An 18,233-nucleotide genomic window follows, 5' to 3' on the forward strand; every position below is an offset into this window, starting at 1 on the left:
AATATAGAAAAAATAGGCTTAAAAAACGTACTGTTTATGTAAATTCTAACCAAATAATCCAGAGATGTTATCTGTTTTTATAAAAAGCTTTTTATGACTAATAAAAATTAGCGTTGTTAGATGATATGTATAGTTTAAAGATGGTTTTTTAGTGAATAACTTGAGTGATTAATGAAATTCATTTGTATTGAGAGATAAAAAACTCCCTAATGTGGAGAGTACATTAGGGAGATAAAGGATATGTTTATTTTTCAACAATAGCTGTAACGCCCTGACCACCTGCCGCACAGATGGAAATGAGTGCGCGTCCCGAACCTTTTTGGTGAATCAGTTTTGCTGCGGTTGCCAAAAGACGACCACCTGTCGCTGCAAATGGATGTCCTGCTGCCAAAGATGACCCGTGGACATTTAATTTACTACGGTCAATTGCACCCAAAGGCTGTGCCAAACCTAAGCGTTGTTTGCAAAACTCAGGGTCTTCCCATGCTTTGAGTGTGCTTAAGACTTGTGAGGCAAAGGCTTCATGAATTTCGTAAAAGTCAAAATCCTGCAAGGTTAGATCTGCGCGGTTTAACATACGTGGCACGGCATAGGCGGGCGCCATGAGCAAGCCTTCTTTTTTCGATACAAAGTCTACTGCCGCCGTTTCGCTAAAGCTTAAATAAGCCAAAACTTCGTGTCCATTGGCTTTTGCCCATTCTTCAGAGGCGAGTAATACGACTGAAGCACCGTCAGTCAGTGGGGTTGAGTTGCCTGCGGTCATGGTGGCACTTTCACCACGTCCAAACACAGGGCGAAGTTTGGCGAGTTGTTCTACAGTCGAATCTGGACGTAGGTTCTGGTCACGCTCTAAACCTAAAAAGGGTGTGATTAAATCATTAAAGAAACCTGCTTCATAGGCTGCGGCAAGTTTCTGATGACTTGCTGCGGCTAACTCGTCTTGTGCCTGTCGTGAAATTCCCCATTCTAATGCTGTAATGGCAGCATGTTCGCCCATTGATAAACCTGTACGCGGTTCGCCATTTTTGGGCGCATCAAGTAAATGTTTGAAATTAATTTTTGCGAGAGCTTGCAAACGTGCTTTTGCCGTTTTTGCAATGTTCAGCTCAAGTAATGCTTTGCGTAATCCGTCACCAATGGCAATCGGAGCATCGGAAGCTGTATCGACACCGCCAGCAATTCCCACTTCAATTTGTCCTAGGGCAATTTTATTGGCGACCATAAATGCTGCTTGTAAACCTGTTCCGCAAGCTTGTTGTAAGTCTGCTGCGGGTGTTTCAGGTGCAAGCTTGGTGCTTAAAGCGCATTCACGGGTTAAATTAAAGTCACGGCTGTGTTTGAGTACAGCACCTGCAACCACTTCACCGAGGCGTTGTCCTTCAAGATGAAAACGCTCAACCAAACCATTTAAGGCCGCGGTGAGCATGTCCGAATTACTGGCTTTAAAATAAGGGCCATTTGAACGGGCAAATGGAATACGGTTTCCACCAAGAATGGCGACACGACGAACTGTGGTTTGGCTCATAAAGATGTTCCTGTTGCATCACTAAACGGGGCATCAGTAAAAAGTCAGACAGAATGAAGTATTGTTTTGAGGGTACATTCTGCAAGCCTGATCATTTTTCTGTTTTTTCTAAGGTATTGAAAATACCGCTTTTCGCTAACATAACACAGAATAGCAGATGGACAATTGACTTAAATGACACCGTCAAAAAAGATTCGGGTCAACACATTTAAAGCTCATCTTGAGTATGATCATTACAATAACGTAATGAAATGAAACGATAAGATCATGAGATTGTATGGCAATTTTATAATCTGTACGCCGTATCCTAAAAATATCTGAGGCAAAATTTATGACCGACCAATATCAACTATTCTCAAAAAATCCTATTGGTAAATTTGTCATTAAAAATTTAGGTTTACCAAGCCCTATTTTACTGGAACGATTTGAAAGTCCGTCACCTGTTGTCAAGGGGGCGGTATTGTTTGGTGCTGCCTCTGTTACATCAAATTTAACAACAGCTTTAATAAAAATATTACAAGCCATTCATGCCAATAGTTATATTCAACAGTTAGCGTTGCAACCTGTGTTAGATCAGGTTGGGTTACAAACAACCTTTTTTACAGAACAAGATCAGACAACTAAATTTAAAGCTTTGGTTTTTGATGCAAGTGGTATCGAAAACTCGGAGCAGTTGCATCAGGTTTATGAATTTTTTCATCCTGTGGCACGTAAAGTCCAAAGTTCGGGGCGAGTCATTATTTTTGCCAGAACGCCTGAAAGTTGCCCAACCATTGCACAGGCGATTGCGCAACAGGCATTGGTCGGATTTATTAAATCTGTTGGGAAAGAGTTTAAAAAAGGCATTGCAGCGCAAATCGTCTATGTTGATGAAGATGCCGAACACAATATTGAATCTACATTTCGTTTTCTGCTTTCACCACGTTCTGCTTATGTTTCAGGTCAGGTGATTCATGTTTCAAAAGCAGATGTGGTCGAAGTCGACTGGACAAAACCACTTAATGAGAAAACAGCCGTGGTTACGGGTGCAAGTCGAGGGATTGGTGAGGCAATTGCGCATGTACTGGCACGAGATGGTGCGCATGTCATTTGCTTGGATGTGCCTTCGCAACAAGCTGACTTAGAGCGTGTTGCAGCGGAAATTGGCGGTTCAGTATTGCCATTGGATATTACTGAACCTGATGCAGGAGCCGAAATTCAAAAGGCTGCGGCAGCATTGGGCGGGTTAGATATGATTGTACATAATGCAGGCATTACCCGAGATAAAACCCTTGCCAATATGACGCCTGATTTTTGGGATTTGGTGATTAAAATTAACCTCACCGCAGCAGAGAAAATTAATCAATATTTGTTGGAAAAACAGGTGTTGAATGACCACGGTAGAATCATTTGCGTCTCATCGATTAGTGGTATTGCGGGGAACTTGGGGCAAACGAACTATGCAACCTCGAAAGCAGGTGTCATTGGTCTGGTTCAATTAACAGCACCAAGACTTAAAAATGGCGTAACTATCAATGCAGTTGCCCCGGGGTTTATTGAAACGCAAATGACCGCAGCGATTCCATTTGCGATTCGTGAAGCTGGTCGACGTATGAACGCCATGAGTCAAGGTGGGTTACCTGTCGATGTTGCCGAAACGATTGCATGGTTTGCAACGGCAGCATCTTCGGGTATAAATGGTAATGTGGTTCGGGTTTGTGGACAAAGTCTACTGGGTGCATAATCGAATCTATGGGGATAAAATGCTTTATCGCCAGATCTAAACATTCAAGAAGGTGAGCAATGCGAACACGTCATTTTAGTCAATTTCCCAAGCCATATACTGCTTACCCCAATATCATTAAAGGCTTGGTGCTGAAAAAGAAAGGCTTGCTTCAGACTTTGCCCGATGTTGAATATGTCGTAGATGCGTTTCATGTGCATGCACGTCATTTACATGCCTATAATGAAATTTGTGGTTTTGACAATAATGGATATATCCCCGCAATCTATTTTGCAGTGCTTTCACAAAGTTTGCAGATGCACATGATGACAGAAGAGCCATTTCCATTTGCAATTTTAGGTTTGGTACATATTCATAATCAGGTGACACAATACCGTCCGTTGGCTGCCAATTTGCAATATCAACTTTCATGTAAATTTGGCGAATTAAAGCCACATGCCAAAGGGGTACAATTTGAGTTTATCACTCAGGTGAAAATAGGCGATGAAGTGGTGATGGAAGGGGTAAGTACCTATTTGTCACGTCAAAAAACTAAAGGCGTTGCAGATAAAAATAACCATCGGACTGTGCAAACACCAGATTATGTACTTCAAGATACATGGCAGATTCCTGAAAATATTGGTCGCCGTTATGCGTTTATTTCAGGCGATGCCAATATCATTCATTTACATGCACTGACAGCAAAAGCCTTTGGTTTTAAACGTGCCATTGCACATGGTATGTGGAGTAAAGCAAAAGCACTTGCCAATTTGGAGTTACCTGAAAAGTATCAGGCAGAAGTTCATTTCAAATTACCGATTTTTTTACCATCAAATGTTGAATTTTTAACCGCATTACAGGCACCAAGAACAGATTTTTTAATTCAGCAACAGCAAACATCCAAACCGCATTTAATTGGGCATGTAACAGCGCTGTAAAATGATCTGGTGAATACTGTAAAAATAAATATGGGATGAGAGGCAACAAATTCGATAAATGCGTTGTATTTCATCCAATCGGTACAGTGTTCATTCACTATTGCGTCAAAAAACAGTATGCTTAGCGATGTAGAAAGGAGCATACATGTATCAAGTTCTTGCTAGAAAATATCGTCCACGTAATTTTAATGAGTTGGTGGGGCAAAATCATGTCTCTAGAGCCTTAACCAGTGCTTTAGAACGTGGTCGTTTGCACCATGCTTATTTGTTTACGGGAACGCGTGGTGTGGGAAAAACGACCATTGCCCGTATTTTAGCGAAATGCTTGAACTGTGAAACAGGGATTACTGCAACACCATGTGAGGTATGTGCGACTTGTAAAGCCGTCAATGAAGGTCGTTTTATTGACCTGATTGAAATTGATGCGGCTTCACGTACCAAAGTGGAAGATACGCGTGAGCTTTTAGATAATGTGCCTTACGCGCCGACACAGGGACGGTTTAAGGTTTATCTGATTGACGAAGTCCACATGTTGTCTACGCATTCTTTTAATGCTTTGCTCAAAACATTGGAAGAACCACCTGAACATGTCAAATTTCTATTTGCGACTACAGATCCGCAAAAGCTTCCAATTACGGTCATTTCACGTTGCTTACAGTTCACCTTGCGTCCTTTGGATGCCAGTGAAATTCAGCACCATTTGACTGATATTTTAGACAAAGAACATATTCAAAATGAATCAGATGCGATTTGGCAGATTGCAGAAGCCGCACAAGGTTCATTACGTGATGCGTTGTCTTTGACCGATCAGGCTATTGCTTATGGACAAGGTCAGATTCATCAGCAAGATGTCAAAGAAATGCTGGGTTTGATTGACCGTACCATTATTTATGATTTGATTTTGGCAATTCACCGCAATCAGACCCAAAAAGTTAGTCAGCTTTTATTGCAGTTTAGACAACAGGCCCTCGATGTTGCATTGGTGTTAGATCAACTGATTTCTACATTCCATGAACTGGCATTGATGCAATATTTACCTGATTTGAGTTTGAAATATAGTCAGGAAATTAATCAAAAGATAAAAACATTATCGCAAACAATTTCTGCGGTTGATTTGCAACTGTATTATCAGATTGCATGTAAAGGACGTACAGAACTGTCTTGGGCAGTCACACAAGAACAAGGTTTTGAGATGTGTGTGCTGCGCTTATTGGCGTTCCGTCCATTGCAAGCCAACGAAGTTGTGGTTCAGTCAGAAACTATTGTCCATGCTGAACCTGTAGAAGACGTCATCACACTAGAACAAAAAGCTTCAGATCGGGAAACTGTAATTTCAGAAGAAGATGAAACAGATTTTTCTGAAGAGTTGATTGTAGATGAAGCAGAAATACAGGCTCATCTTGATGATGCAGACGTGGTTCATTTTCAGGTCGATGATGAGAACCCACTGATTGATGTTGGATTGGATGATGCACCGAGTCAGCCAATCTCAGAAACACATGCACCTGATGATGTATTTCCTTTTACTTATGATGATCCATCGGTTGAGGAAGTACAGGCTGCTACATTTGAACAGGAATTACCCGTTCATGATGTAAACCCTGAAAGTAGTTTAAGCACCATTGAAGCTGATCTACAGCAAGATATACTCCAGCCTGAGCCTGAGCCTGAGCCTGAGCCTGAGCCTGAGCCAGCTCAAAATTCGTCATTAATGCCACAAGACATTTTACGTGTTGCAGAGCAGGCACTCGAAGGTGAATGGACGGTTGAAAAATGGGAATACTGGTTTAGAAATAGCGCTTTATCACCAGCGGTACAAGAGTTGGCACAATATGGGGTAATGGCAGGGAATATTGATGGAGAAAGTATTTTCCATATTCCACAACAATACGAACAATTATTGACGCAGCAACAACACAATTTGGAACAAGCATTAAAACAACAGTGGCATAATACTCGTTTTGCAGTTCAATATGGCGAAGTTGCGATGACCACACCTTATGTGATGCAGCAACAACGTAAGGAAAAGGCATTTAAACGTGCGGCAGAGTTAATTCATCATGATTCAACCGTCCGCCAGTTGTTAGAAAGTTTTGATGGTGAAATTCGAAATATTCAATTAAAGCCACATTAAATGAATGGTTATAATGCTTTGAACGAAGCATGACATGCTTAAAATAATGACTTGTCAGTAGCGTTGGGGAAAATAATGGCGAACTTAATGCCTAAGAAAGTATTGTGTGTCTGTTTAGGAAATATTTGTCGATCTCCAACGGCTGAGGCTGTTCTTCGGCATTTTTTTATGCAAAATCATCTCGATATTTTCGTCGATTCGGCAGGAACTGCTGCCTATCATATTGGCGAAGCCCCCGATCATCGAAGTCAAAAACATGCAGGGCAACGGGGATATGATCTATCCGCACTCAGAGCAAGACAACTTAAAGTACAGGATTTTACCGAGTTTGATCTGATTTTGGCGATGGATCATCAAAATCTCAAAGAAATTGAAAAATTACATCAACATGCGAAGCAACAGTTTAGCGCAGATGCGTGTAAGGCAAAAATTGTCATGATGACTGCACAAGACCCATTGCGACACAATCAAGCTATTGCAGACCCTTACTATGGCGATGCGGCTGATTTTGAGCTGGTGATTGATCATTGTGAAGCAGCAAGTCAGGCATGGATTGATACATTCAGTAAATTAACGAAATCATAAGGTGAAAATTCAGTGATTGAGGTACAACAGCAAGTTCAACTTCAAAAGTTTAATACATTAAATCTAAAGTCGACTGCTGCATATTATGTGCAAATTTCAACGCAACAGGCATTACTGGATGCTTTGGATTTTGCAAAACAACATCAACTGAATTGTCTCATTCTTTCAGGTGGTAGCAATATGCTATTGCCTGAGTCAATACAGGCATTGGTGATTCACATAAATATTCGAGGAATTGAAAAACTCGAAGAAAATGAAAACCATGTGACTGTTTGTGTCGGGGCGGGTGAAAACTGGCATGATTTTGTTTTATATACTACCCAACAACAATGGTATGGTCTGCAAAACCTAGCCTTAATTCCCGGGCGTGTCGGAGCAAGCCCTGTACAAAATATTGGTGCATATGGGGTGGAAGCGGGTGATTTTATTGAAACTGTGCAAGTCTATGACCGTGAACAGTCACAATTTAAAACCCTGACAGCAGCAGAATGCCACTTTGCTTATCGTCATAGTATTTTTAAAGATAATCCAAACCGTTTTGTGATTGTTTCTGTGACATTTAAACTACTAAAAGTTGCAGATTTAAAACTCGGTTATGGTGACTTACGCACAGCCGTTGGCGATGAACAGACCGCAGAAAATTTACAACGTCAAGTGATTGCCATTCGTCAAAGTAAATTACCTGACCCCAGTGTTTTTCCAAATGCAGGCAGTTTTTTCAAAAATCCTGTTATTAATGAAAGTCATTATCAGCAATTGGCACAGCAATTTCCAAAATTACCCCATTATCCGCAGCCGAACGCTCAAGTGAAAATTGCCGCAGGTTGGTTAATTGATCAGGCAGGATGGAAGGGGCAGCGTCTTGGTGTTGTGGGTATGTTTGAAAAACAAGCGTTGGTCTTGGTGAACTATGCAGATGCAACTTTAAATGAGGTTCAACAGACTTATCAGGCTGTTCAACATGCAGTTCAACAAAAATTTAATATCACACTTGAGCCTGAACCTGTACTGTTTAATGGTTTAGGGCTAATTCAACCCCATGTGAGTAATTAAAATGAGAAAGCAACATTGGATGGTCAAGATCGTACGAATAGCGGCAGTGCTATTTGTTTTGATCGGCTGTCTGATGGTTTTTGTGTATACGCCTTTTTATTCTAAATTTGTGGTGTTTTTGCTCAATAAATTTGTTCCTGTTGAAGTCAATAATGTGGCGGCACGTAGTCAACAAATGGCTGCTTTGAGCGAACACGATGATCTGGAGCCGGGGTCTGATTTGTGGATTGCCCGTCAGGCATATTTAAAAGTATTGCAAGAAGCCGGACAGAAAAAAGATATACGTGCCTTGAATATGATTCAAGAGCGCTATACGCTTTTAACGGCTGAAATTAAACACAATCAGTCGGAAGATCCGAATGAAACAGCGTCAGATCCAATTCAGTCTTTATTGTTTAGACATAAGAAAAAAGAACTGAAAGCCGAGATAGAGGCGGAAAATATCCGACTTGCCAGTGAAGTCGCAGCATTTGATCAGCCTGATAACTTGGCACTTATGGATAAATACACGCATTTCTTAATGAATTATCCTGTTCAAGTCGCTGTGAGTGAACCTGTAAATAATCAAATTTATGATGATTTAGAACAAGCGCAGCAAGCAGAAGAAAAGCGTATAGACACAGTGAAACCATCTGCGATTGTTGTTTTGGGTGGTGGGCTGACACTAGACAAAAACCGTAAAGATATTGTGGTGAATGACTATACTCGATTAAGACTTGAAACAACCTTGCAGCTCGAAAAAAAATCGAATCTGCCGATTGTATTAAGCGGTGTAGAAGCACCTTATATGCAAAAGTGGTTGGATGCGCATGGTGTGGAAGCAAAATTACTTGAAAACCGAAGCATGAACACCTGTGAAAATACACGTTTTAGTTCATTGCTTTTACAAAAAAAAGGAGGCGCACCCAAAGTGATGTTAGTAACGGATGAATACCACATGCCAAGAACACGTCGTTTATTTGCCATGAATGGTATTGCAACGGTGCCTGTTGATGCACCTATGCCGACAACACTCACTTCATGGAAGCCTTCTGTGCAAAATTATGATCATAGTCGTCGTGCCAATTATGAATTATTGGCAACCATTCGAGATGTTATTTTTGGTGTCGGCGATTGTCGGGAGGTTCCATAATGGCTGAAATTCCGTTTTTGACTCCAAATACTTTAAAACGACTTGAACTGCCTGTTCCTGACCGTGAAAATACACCTGAATTATTGTCTGCATTGAATTTAAATCGTCCTTATGTTGCAACGCCTGAGTTGTTGGCATATCAAAAATTATATGGACTAGATCTTTTAGACTGTAATTATTGGCAAGGCATCATAGAAACACCAATTTTTAAACTGCATACGCAAGTTTTTCAACCAAAAACCAAACCAGTCTTGGGCACTGTTTTTTTGCTGCATGGATATTTGGAACATAGCGGGATTTATCAGCCTATTATTGTCGAGTTATTGGCACAAGGGTTTAGTGTTTTGGTGTTTGATTTGCCGGGGCACGGTTTAAGTAATGGTTCACCTGCAAGCATTCAAAACTTTAATCAGTATCAAGATGTGCTGCATGCGGTCTATCATTATGTTAAAAATGCAGATCAGTTACCTAAACCGTGGTTAGGGATTGGGCAAAGTACGGGTGGGGCAATTCTAATGCACCACGTTTTAGATTATGCCGAGCAACGAAAAAACCCGTTTGTAGAGCGGGTGTTGCTGCTTTCTCCATTGGTTCGACCTGCAAAAACTGCATGGTGGCATAATCCTGTGGGTTTAAGCATTATTCGTCGTATTCGCCGTCAGGTGCCAAGACATTTCCGTCGTAATAACCATAACCCCGAGTTTTTACGCTTCATTCGTCTAAAAGACCCGTTACAACCCCGCATGATGGGTATGGACTGGATTTTAGCCATGTCAAAATGGATGTTGGAAATGGAGCAAAAGCCGTCTTGTCGTATTCCTGTGTGGTTGGCGCAAGGTGCGTTAGATCAGACTGTAGACTGGAAATATAATATTGATTTTATTCGTAAAAAATTTCGGTTACAAACCTTGTTAATTTTAGAAGAAGGTTCGCATCAGTTGATTAATGAGCGTGCCGACATTCGTGCTGCTTTAACAGGGCTGATTCCTGCATTTTTACATGCCAAGACAACAGGCGATTTTTATTAATCGCTTGTTGTCTATAGTGGAATGGAAGAGATACCACGATAAGGCAGGGGGCATTCATCAACCTTGCTGCAATCAGTTTGTAAGATACGTGCCTGTAGATAAAGATTAAAAACATGTTTGGATATGATGTTTTTTCATAAGGGTAAGTTACGCACATAACTTTTTATTTAAATAAAATTTAAAATATTATTTTGATTTATATAGATATTTATTTTTACTGTGAATGGTAATGAGGTGTCATTCATCGTTGAATTGAGCTAAATTAAGTCGATACACTAGAATTTTTCGATGTTCAACAGCTTGCTGAAACAAAATTATAAACCAATATTTTCTAATCAGAGGTGGACTATGAATAATATAACGACTAATGAAGAAAAAAAGCTTATCTGTCTGATGAGATGAAGCTTGTTAAAGTGATCTTTCATGTTTAAAAAAACAACATGAAACATGCCAGTAACAAGCCACCACATCAAGTCAAAATTGTCAGTTTGAAAGTCCGTTTAAAAATCGCTTTCCTCTTCAGGAGGAAGCAACATCAGGATCGAATCATTCAGTAACTGTGCGATATCTTGCAAAGTTTCTTCTTGATTAAATGCTGCATCAAATGCAAGGCTTTCTCCATCTGCGATAGTTTTGAGTTGTTCAGCCCATTCTGGTGAAATACACAAAGCTTCACCATTGCCCCAAAACGAATATTGATTTTCTTGCATGCGATAAAGTAAACGTGAAGCAGGCTCAATTTGCAGGAAATAACCTTGATCAAGCACTTCTTCTAAATCTGCAACTTCAATTTCATCAGGCTCTGGAATGTCATCTGGATATTTTGGTTCAGACATGAGTGTCATGATGGCATCATCAAAGTCATTTGAATTTTGCAGGCGCTCAAGTAGTTTTGCTTTTAAATATTCGATTTCTTGTGTGGTGATTTCACCCACAGCAGTAGGTTGCTGACGTGAAACATCAACCAGTGGATTTTTTAAAATAGAATTGTCGGCAAAACGGTCACTGACCCGATCCATCATATTGGCAATGTTTGGCATACGAAAACCAAAAGAGAATGTCAGGCAGTCATCTTCGGCAACGCCATAGTGCGATAATCCAGGTGGAACATACAGCAAATCTCCAGGCGCTAAAACTTCATCAAAGTTCACGTCCATTTCTGGGAGTAACTTTAATGGTTGGTTGGGCATAAATTCAGTATTTTCATCGCACATTTGTCCAAGTTGCCAACGACGATGACCATAACCCTGAACTAAGAAAACATCGTAAAAGTCGAAATGCTGACCGACTGAACCACCTTTTGGGGCATAAGACACCATGATGTCATCACGACGCCATTGGGGAATAAAACTAAATTTTTTCCAAAGCTCAGATAAATCAAGTGAATAATGGTCAACTGCTTGTACCAGTAATGTCCAAAGTTTTGGAAGCTTTTGGAAGTCACCTTTTATGAGCGGAGAAGACTTCACAGACCATTGGTTTGGATCTTTGTCTTTTTGTTTGATTAAGCGTGCGCTGACATTTTCTTCAAGTGCTAGTTCTTTTACATCGTTAGGTTCTAAAATATTGACGATTTCAGGAAGTGCGTTGCGAACCAACAACGGTTTTTTTTGCCAATATTCGGCAAGAAATTGTTCAGCGGTTAAGCCGCCTAAAATGCTTAAAGGTTGTGACATGGTTGTGCCTATATTTAAGGAATTTGGATATGAAACTGACGTAGTATTTTACACAGTTGAATCAGGGGAAGTCCCATCAATGTGGTCTGATCTTGTCCAATCATGTGTTCAAACAGCGTAATCCCCAAACTTTCACACTTAAAGCTACCTGCACAGTGTAAAGGTTGGTCTTTTTCAATATAACGCTGAATTTCAGGGTCACTGAGTTCTCGAAATTTAACCTGATAATGTTCAACTAAGGTCTGTTCAAAGCCAGAAGCCACATGCTGCACACTCAAGCCTGTACTAAAGTAAACGGTTTTACCCGAATTTTGCTGTAACTGCGTAATGGCATTATCAACAGTTAGTGGCTTGCCAATAAAAATGTCGGGTTGATGCTCTCGCCATGCAACTTGGTCTGAACCAATGACCAGTGCATGCGGAAATTGCTTAGCAATGACATTGGCTTTTTCAAAAGCAAGCCGTTGAGCTAAGTCATCGGCATGGGTTTCGCCCTGACTTGATTCATCAATGTCTGGCGATACACACCGATATTGAAGCTTTAAGCGATTCATTAAATCCTGACGGGTTTGGCTGCTGGACGCTAAAATGATGTCTGGTTGATTCATTAAATTGCATAATCCATTAAGACATCCATAGAAACATAACTTAAAACTGACTGATGACAGGCTTGAAGTTTTAATTGTGGCGCATAACCTGCTTCATAAGCTTCGACCCAGCGTGTCACACACAAACACCAAAAATCCCCAGGTTTTAAACCAACAAAACCAACTTCAGGTAAAGGTGTAATTAAATCATTACCAATTTTCTGTGAAAAATTTAAAAATTCTGAAGTCATTAAGGCGCACACTGTGTGTTGCCCAAGATCATTGGGAGAAATGTGACAAAAACCATTGCGAAAATACCCTGTAAGCGGGTCGAAACAACAACTGGCTAACGCCTCTCCAAAGACATTAAGTCGATTAAGATTGGGATCTGGATGAATAGATGACATAAGCAATGCATATAAATTTTTTGATGATTTATCATAACTCGAAAAGTAAAGAACAATGTAGAGGTTGTCTGAATAAAAATGGAGGATGTTTTTTGTTGATATTTTTAGCAAGTCTTATACTAAAGAACGGCATTTTTTAAGTATAATCATTTAAAATGCCATCATTTTAAAATTTCATAACAGCACAAGAGTAGGATTACATGAACTTTAAGCGCATGACGGACCTTGAACTAGATGGAAAACGCGTACTGATTCGGGAAGATCTTAATGTACCCATCAAAAATGGCGTAATTACAAGCGATGCTCGCTTAAAAGCAGCACTTCCAACAATTCAAAAAGCCCTTAGCCAAGGCGCAGCCGTAATTATTTGCTCACATCTTGGTCGTCCTGTAGAGGGTGAACCAAAAGATGAACAATCACTTGCACCTGTTGCTGCATATTTATCAAAAGCGCTTAGTCAGGATGTCCAATTGGTGACAGACTATCTAAACGGTTTAGACGTACAAAAAGGTCAAGTTGTCCTGCTTGAAAATGTTCGTTTTAATGTCGGTGAAAAGAAAAATAATCCTGAACTTGCTGAAAAATATGCAGCATTATGCGATGTTTTTGTGATGGACGCATTTGGTACAGCACACCGCGCAGAAGCATCAACTGAAGGTGTGGCGCGCTGTGCTAAAGTTGCGGCAGCAGGGCCATTACTTGCAGCAGAACTAGATGCGTTAAGTCAAGCCTTAAAAACACCAGCACAACCGATGGCAGCCATTGTAGCGGGTTCAAAAGTTTCAACAAAACTGGACGTGTTAAATTCATTGTCGACAATCTGTAATCAATTGATTGTTGGTGGCGGGATTGCCAATACCTTTTTGGCAGCAGCAGGGTTTAATGTTGGAAAATCACTTTACGAAGCTGACTTGGTTGAAACGGCAAAGCAAATTGCAGCAAAAGTGAGTGTGCCACTACCAACAGATGTTGTTGTGGCGGATGCAACTCAAATTGATTTTTCAGACTTTTTAGGATCGTTGGCCAAAGCACAGGCGGTGGTTAAGAAAGTCGAAGATGTTACTGAAAATGATATGATTTTGGACGTTGGGCCAGATACAGCAGCAAATTTTGCAACGCTATTGAAACAATCTAAGACTATTCTTTGGAATGGACCTGTTGGGGTGTTTGAAGTTGATCAATTTGGCGAAGGTACAAAAACCTTATCTCTTGCCATTGCTGAAAGTGATGCCTTTTCAATAGCAGGGGGTGGCGATACCCTAGCTGCAATTGATAAATACAATGTTGCTTCTCAGATCAGCTATATTTCGACAGGTGGCGGTGCGTTCCTTGAGTTTGTAGAAGGTAAAACCTTACCTGCTGTAGCCGTTTTACTTGAACGTGCCTAAGTTTTTTAGGAAAGTTTTATGAAAAAACAACTGATCATTGTGCTTGGGTGTATTTTTGCAATGATGTTTACGGCATGTTCAAAAAAGGCAGAACAATCAAAAGCCGAGCAGGCTTCTGCTTCAACAAGTACTGTGACTGACAACAAATTCACCACACCAGAGCAGCAAGCACAGATTGATGCTTTGGACAAACCTGTATTAGATGAGAAAAATACAGACGTCCAAAATCCAGATGCAGCTACTTCAGAAGTCAGAGCGCAATGATTTGTTGATTTTTTATTAAAAGTCTCTGCAAATGCGGAGATTTTTTTTATATTTCTTTAATTTGATGCTGAATTACCAATCATCACCATGTAGAATATAACCCACTATTTGGGAGGATATTATGGCTCTTATTTCAATGCGTCAGCTACTGGATCACGCTGCTGAACATAACTACGGCGTACCAGCATTTAACGTAAATAACTTAGAACAAATGCGAGCGATTATGTTAGCAGCGGATGCTACCAACTCTCCAGTGATTGTTCAGGCATCCGCAGGTGCTCGTAAATACGCTGGTGCTCCATTTTTACGCCATCTTATCTTAGCTGCAATTGAAGAATGGCCACATATCCCTGTTGTAATGCACCAAGATCATGGTACAAGCCCTGATATTTGCCAACGCTCTATTCAACTTGGCTTTAGTTCAGTAATGATGGACGGTTCATTAGGTACAGATGGTAAATCACCAACGACTTATGACTACAATGTCGATGTAACACGCCGTGTTGTTGCTATGGCACATGCATGTGGTGTTTCTGTTGAAGGTGAAATTGGCTGTTTGGGTAGCCTTGAAACTGGTATGGCAGGCGAAGAAGATGGTGTAGGAGCAGAAGGTGTTCTTGACCATTCACAACTTTTAACTTCAGTTGAAGAAGCAACACAGTTCGTTGCAGATACCAATGTCGATGCACTTGCAATTGCAGTCGGTACATCACACGGTGCGTACAAATTTACTCGTCCACCTACAGGGGACATTTTGGCAATTGACCGTATTAAAGAAATTCATGCGGCATTACCAAATACTCACCTTGTAATGCACGGTTCTAGCTCTGTTCCTCAAGAATGGTTAAAAGTCATCAATGAGTTCGGTGGAAAAATTGGCGAAACTTATGGTGTGCCAGTAGAACAATTGGTTGAAGCCATCAAACATGGTGTGCGTAAAATCAATATCGATACTGATTTACGTTTGGCTTCTACAGGTTCTATTCGTCAATTTATGGCAGAGAATCCAGCAGAATTTGACCCACGTAAATATTTCGCAAAAACTGTCGATGCAATGAAACAAGTGTGTATTGACCGTTATGAAGCGTTTGGTACAGCAGGAAATGCAGATAAAATTCGTCCAATTTCTTTAGAGAAAATGGTTGAACGCTATTAATTGATTTTTTGATCAAGCGATGATGAATTAGGGAGCTTTCAATAAGCTCCCTAACTTTTTTGTGCATTGAGTAATTTATTTTATTTAAAAATAACCGTTGAAGTAAAAATAGAGTAATAAGATATTTTAAAAGAAATAGGTGAGGGATTAATATTTTAAGGTAAAAATAACATATTAAAAATTATCATTATTTATAAAAATATAATAAAAATATTAGCAATGATGAAAAACTAAACGATGAATAGTGTATGCAAAAGAAACTCAATTTTTTGGTATAGAACTTGCTTAATTTAAAAATAACGGATGGGTAAGTGAGTTGAATTTTATGCAATTCACTTGAAATTTGATAGATTGATTTTATGGGAAATCTATGATGAAAAATTGGAAAAAGAACATAGTTGTTTCAACTACACTAATGCTTTCTGTATTGGGGACGCATGCCGAAGCTAAGGACTGGAAGGTGATCCGTTTTGGTACAGAATCATCTTATGCACCGTTTGAGTATAAAACCCCTGATAATAAATTAACGGGATTTGATGTTGATTTGGGTAATGCAATTTGTGCAAAACTTAAAGCCAAATGTGTTTGGGTTGAAAATTCGTTTGATGGCATGATTCCAGCACTGAAAGCCAAAAAATTTGATGGCATTCTTTCATCTATGACGGTGAACCCTGAACGTCTGAAACAAATTGATTTTACAAATAAAATTTATAATACACCAACACGTATGGTTGCGAGAAAGGGCTCTCCATTGTTACCAACGGCAGCGTCTTTAAAAGGAAAACGTGTCGGTGTGCAGCAAGGTACAATTCAAGAAAGTTATGCCAAAGCATATTGGGCAACCAAAGGTGTAAATGTTGTGCCTTATCCAACTCAGGATATCTTGTATCAAGACATGGTTTCTGGTCGTTTAGATGCAACTTTACAAGATGCAATTATGGTTGATTCTGCTTTTCTAAAAGCAGCGAAGGGTAAAGGATTCAGCTTCGTTGGTGGAAATGTTGTTGATGCCAAAACACTTGGCGTAGGGGCTGCAATTGGTTTACGCAAGGAAGATGTTGATTTAAAAAATAATATTAACAAAGCTTTAGCTGCAATTATTGCCGATGGTACATATAAAAAATTAGAGAAAAAATATTTCTCATTCAATATTTACTAATGAAAACGTGTCGGTCTAGTGCCGACACGTTTTTATATAACCGAATCCTCATCAATATCAGATTTATCGTATTTACTTGGAGATGATGAGTATGTTTCTGTCTGGTTATGGTTCAGCGCTACTCAGCGGTACATGGATGACCATACAACTTGCACTATTATCGCTCGTACTTTCTGTCATTATTGGCTTAATTGGTGCAAGTGCAAAACTCTCCCGCATTAAAATAGTGCGGAATATTGCGACGGTATATACAACCCTGATTCGTAGTGTTCCAGATCTTGTCATTATGCTGCTTCTTTTTTATAGCCTTCAACTTGGACTGAACTCAATTACAGAATCGCTGCAAATGGAGCAGATTGATATTGATCCATTTGTTGCAGGTGTCATTACGCTCGCTTTTATTTATGGGGCTTATTTTACAGAGACATTTCGAGGCGCATTTCTTTCTGTACCCAAAGGACAGAGTGAAGCTGGGTTTGCCTATGGGATGACACCGTTTCAGGTATTTAGACGGATATTATTTCCACAAATGATGCGTTTTGCACTGCCTGGTATTGGTAATAACTGGCAAGTTCTGATTAAAGCAACGGCATTGGTGTCGCTGATTGGGCTAACTGATATTGTAAAAATTACTCAGGATGCAGGTAGAAGTACCATGCAATTGTTTTATTTTAGCATCATGGCTGCGGTGATTTATCTTGCGATTACCACTGTATCTCACCTCATTTTGATGTGGCTTGAGCGTCATTATTCTGTCGGTGTGAAAAAGGGACAATTATGATTGAAATTCTTCAGGAATACTGGAAATCATATCTCTGGACAGATGGCCAACAGATGACAGGCGTTGCAATGACGCTGTGGCTTTTGGTTCTTTCTATTGTGATTGGCTTTGTGTTGGCTGTACCTTTGTCTATTGCACGTGTTTCTCGTCATTCCTTTATTCGTGGGCCTGTCTGGTTATTTACCTATGTTTTTCGTGGTACACCGTTATATGTACAACTGCTCATTATCTATTCGGGGATTTATAGCTTCGATTTTATTCATCAACATCAATATTTAGATGAGTTTTTTCGGGAAGGACTTAATTGCACGATTTTGGCTTTTGCATTGAACACAAGCGCATATACAACCGAAATTTTTGCAGGTGCAATTCGTTCTATTCCATATGGAGAAATTGAAGCCGCACAGGCATTTGGAATGTCACCGTGGAAACGCTATACCCGTATTATCATTCCGTCAATGTTACGTCGTGCTTTACCTTTTTATAGCAATGAAGTCATTTTGATGTTACACGCCACGACCATTGCATTTACCGCGACAGTGCCAGATATTTTAAAAATTGCCCGAGATGTAAATGCGGCAACCTATGCAACCTTTGATGCTTTTGGTATTGCGGCTGTACTGTATGCGTGTTTGGCTTTTATCTTAATCTGGATTTTTCGTAAATTGGAAAAACGCTGGTTGGCATTTTTAAAGCCATCGGATCATTAGGAGAAATA

16 protein-coding genes and 1 pseudogene are annotated in these 18,233 nt (G+C 40.0%); 13 read left to right on the forward strand and 4 right to left on the reverse strand.

Translation table 11 applies throughout. The features are described from left to right. Positions 1 to 244: 244 nt before the first annotated feature. Positions 245 to 1,525: pseudogene (locus ABDV70_RS06555) on the reverse strand (acetyl-CoA C-acetyltransferase); the annotation flags it as partial. 331 nt (positions 1,526 to 1,856) lie between these two features. On the opposite strand from ABDV70_RS06555, the gene ABDV70_RS06560 reads away from it, so the two are divergent. From ABDV70_RS06560 to ABDV70_RS06590, 7 genes are all read left to right on the forward strand, one after another. Continuing rightward, positions 1,857 to 3,248, forward strand: a complete 1,392-nt coding sequence (locus tag ABDV70_RS06560; protein WP_343596376.1) for a 3-oxoacyl-ACP reductase — start codon at positions 1,857 to 1,859, stop codon at positions 3,246 to 3,248. Positions 3,249 to 3,307: 59 nt separating this feature from the next. Next, complete coding sequence (locus ABDV70_RS06565; RefSeq protein WP_343596378.1) at positions 3,308 to 4,165, forward strand: MaoC/PaaZ C-terminal domain-containing protein; 858 nt, start codon at positions 3,308 to 3,310, stop codon at positions 4,163 to 4,165. A gap of 145 nt (positions 4,166 to 4,310) precedes the next feature. Continuing rightward, complete coding sequence (gene dnaX / locus ABDV70_RS06570; RefSeq protein WP_343596380.1) at positions 4,311 to 6,299, forward strand: DNA polymerase III subunit gamma/tau; 1,989 nt, start codon at positions 4,311 to 4,313, stop codon at positions 6,297 to 6,299. Between the two features lie 75 nt (positions 6,300 to 6,374). Next, a complete protein-coding gene (locus ABDV70_RS06575; RefSeq protein WP_343596382.1) occupies positions 6,375 to 6,884 on the forward strand; it encodes a low molecular weight protein-tyrosine-phosphatase in 510 nt (169 codons plus the stop codon). 15 nt (positions 6,885 to 6,899) lie between these two features. Beyond that, positions 6,900 to 7,937, forward strand: a complete 1,038-nt coding sequence (gene murB, locus ABDV70_RS06580) for a UDP-N-acetylmuramate dehydrogenase (protein ID WP_343596451.1) — start codon at positions 6,900 to 6,902, stop codon at positions 7,935 to 7,937. 1 nt (position 7,938) lies between these two features. Continuing rightward, complete coding sequence (locus ABDV70_RS06585) at positions 7,939 to 9,069, forward strand: YdcF family protein (RefSeq protein WP_343596384.1); 1,131 nt, start codon at positions 7,939 to 7,941, stop codon at positions 9,067 to 9,069. Then, positions 9,069 to 10,097, forward strand: coding sequence for an alpha/beta hydrolase (locus ABDV70_RS06590; protein ID WP_343596386.1), 1,029 nt, complete (start codon positions 9,069 to 9,071; stop codon positions 10,095 to 10,097). The genes ABDV70_RS06585 and ABDV70_RS06590 overlap by 1 nt, the downstream gene beginning before the upstream one ends. Positions 10,098 to 10,597: 500 nt before the next feature. Here the strand turns inward: ABDV70_RS06590 and ABDV70_RS06595 are convergent, their stop codons facing one another. From ABDV70_RS06595 to ABDV70_RS06605, 3 genes are read right to left on the reverse strand one after another with little or no spacing between them, the layout of a single operon-like run. Further along, a complete protein-coding gene (locus tag ABDV70_RS06595) occupies positions 10,598 to 11,773 on the reverse strand; it encodes a cupin domain-containing protein (protein ID WP_343596388.1) in 1,176 nt (391 codons plus the stop codon). Between the two features lie 14 nt (positions 11,774 to 11,787). Further along, positions 11,788 to 12,381, reverse strand: a complete 594-nt coding sequence (locus ABDV70_RS06600) for a Maf family protein (RefSeq protein ID WP_343596390.1) — start codon at positions 12,379 to 12,381, stop codon at positions 11,788 to 11,790. Beyond that, on the reverse strand, positions 12,381 to 12,767 hold the full coding sequence (locus ABDV70_RS06605) for a DUF2237 domain-containing protein (protein ID WP_343596392.1): 387 nt from the start codon (positions 12,765 to 12,767) through the stop codon (positions 12,381 to 12,383). The genes ABDV70_RS06600 and ABDV70_RS06605 overlap by 1 nt, the downstream gene beginning before the upstream one ends. A gap of 200 nt (positions 12,768 to 12,967) precedes the next feature. Between ABDV70_RS06605 and ABDV70_RS06610 the strand changes: the two genes are divergently transcribed. From ABDV70_RS06610 to ABDV70_RS06635, 6 genes are all read left to right on the forward strand, one after another. After that, positions 12,968 to 14,155, forward strand: coding sequence for a phosphoglycerate kinase (locus ABDV70_RS06610; protein WP_343596394.1), 1,188 nt, complete (start codon positions 12,968 to 12,970; stop codon positions 14,153 to 14,155). 18 nt (positions 14,156 to 14,173) lie between these two features. Further along, positions 14,174 to 14,419, forward strand: a complete 246-nt coding sequence (locus ABDV70_RS06615) for a hypothetical protein (protein WP_343596395.1) — start codon at positions 14,174 to 14,176, stop codon at positions 14,417 to 14,419. Between the two features lie 121 nt (positions 14,420 to 14,540). Further along, positions 14,541 to 15,575: a class II fructose-bisphosphate aldolase gene (gene fba / locus ABDV70_RS06620; RefSeq protein WP_343596396.1), complete on the forward strand. Its 1,035-nt coding sequence runs from the start codon at positions 14,541 to 14,543 to the stop codon at positions 15,573 to 15,575. Positions 15,576 to 15,948: 373 nt separating this feature from the next. Continuing rightward, positions 15,949 to 16,734, forward strand: coding sequence for an ABC transporter substrate-binding protein (locus ABDV70_RS06625; protein WP_343596453.1), 786 nt, complete (start codon positions 15,949 to 15,951; stop codon positions 16,732 to 16,734). Positions 16,735 to 16,825: 91 nt separating this feature from the next. Continuing rightward, a complete protein-coding gene (gene hisQ, locus ABDV70_RS06630; RefSeq protein ID WP_343596397.1) occupies positions 16,826 to 17,515 on the forward strand; it encodes a histidine ABC transporter permease HisQ in 690 nt (229 codons plus the stop codon). Next, positions 17,512 to 18,225, forward strand: coding sequence for an ABC transporter permease (locus ABDV70_RS06635; protein WP_343596399.1), 714 nt, complete (start codon positions 17,512 to 17,514; stop codon positions 18,223 to 18,225). The genes hisQ and ABDV70_RS06635 overlap by 4 nt, the downstream gene beginning before the upstream one ends. Positions 18,226 to 18,233 lie beyond the last annotated feature (8 nt).

Origin of the sequence: Acinetobacter sp., assembly GCF_039596015.1 — a bacterium.
GTDB lineage: Bacteria > Pseudomonadota > Gammaproteobacteria > Pseudomonadales > Moraxellaceae > Acinetobacter.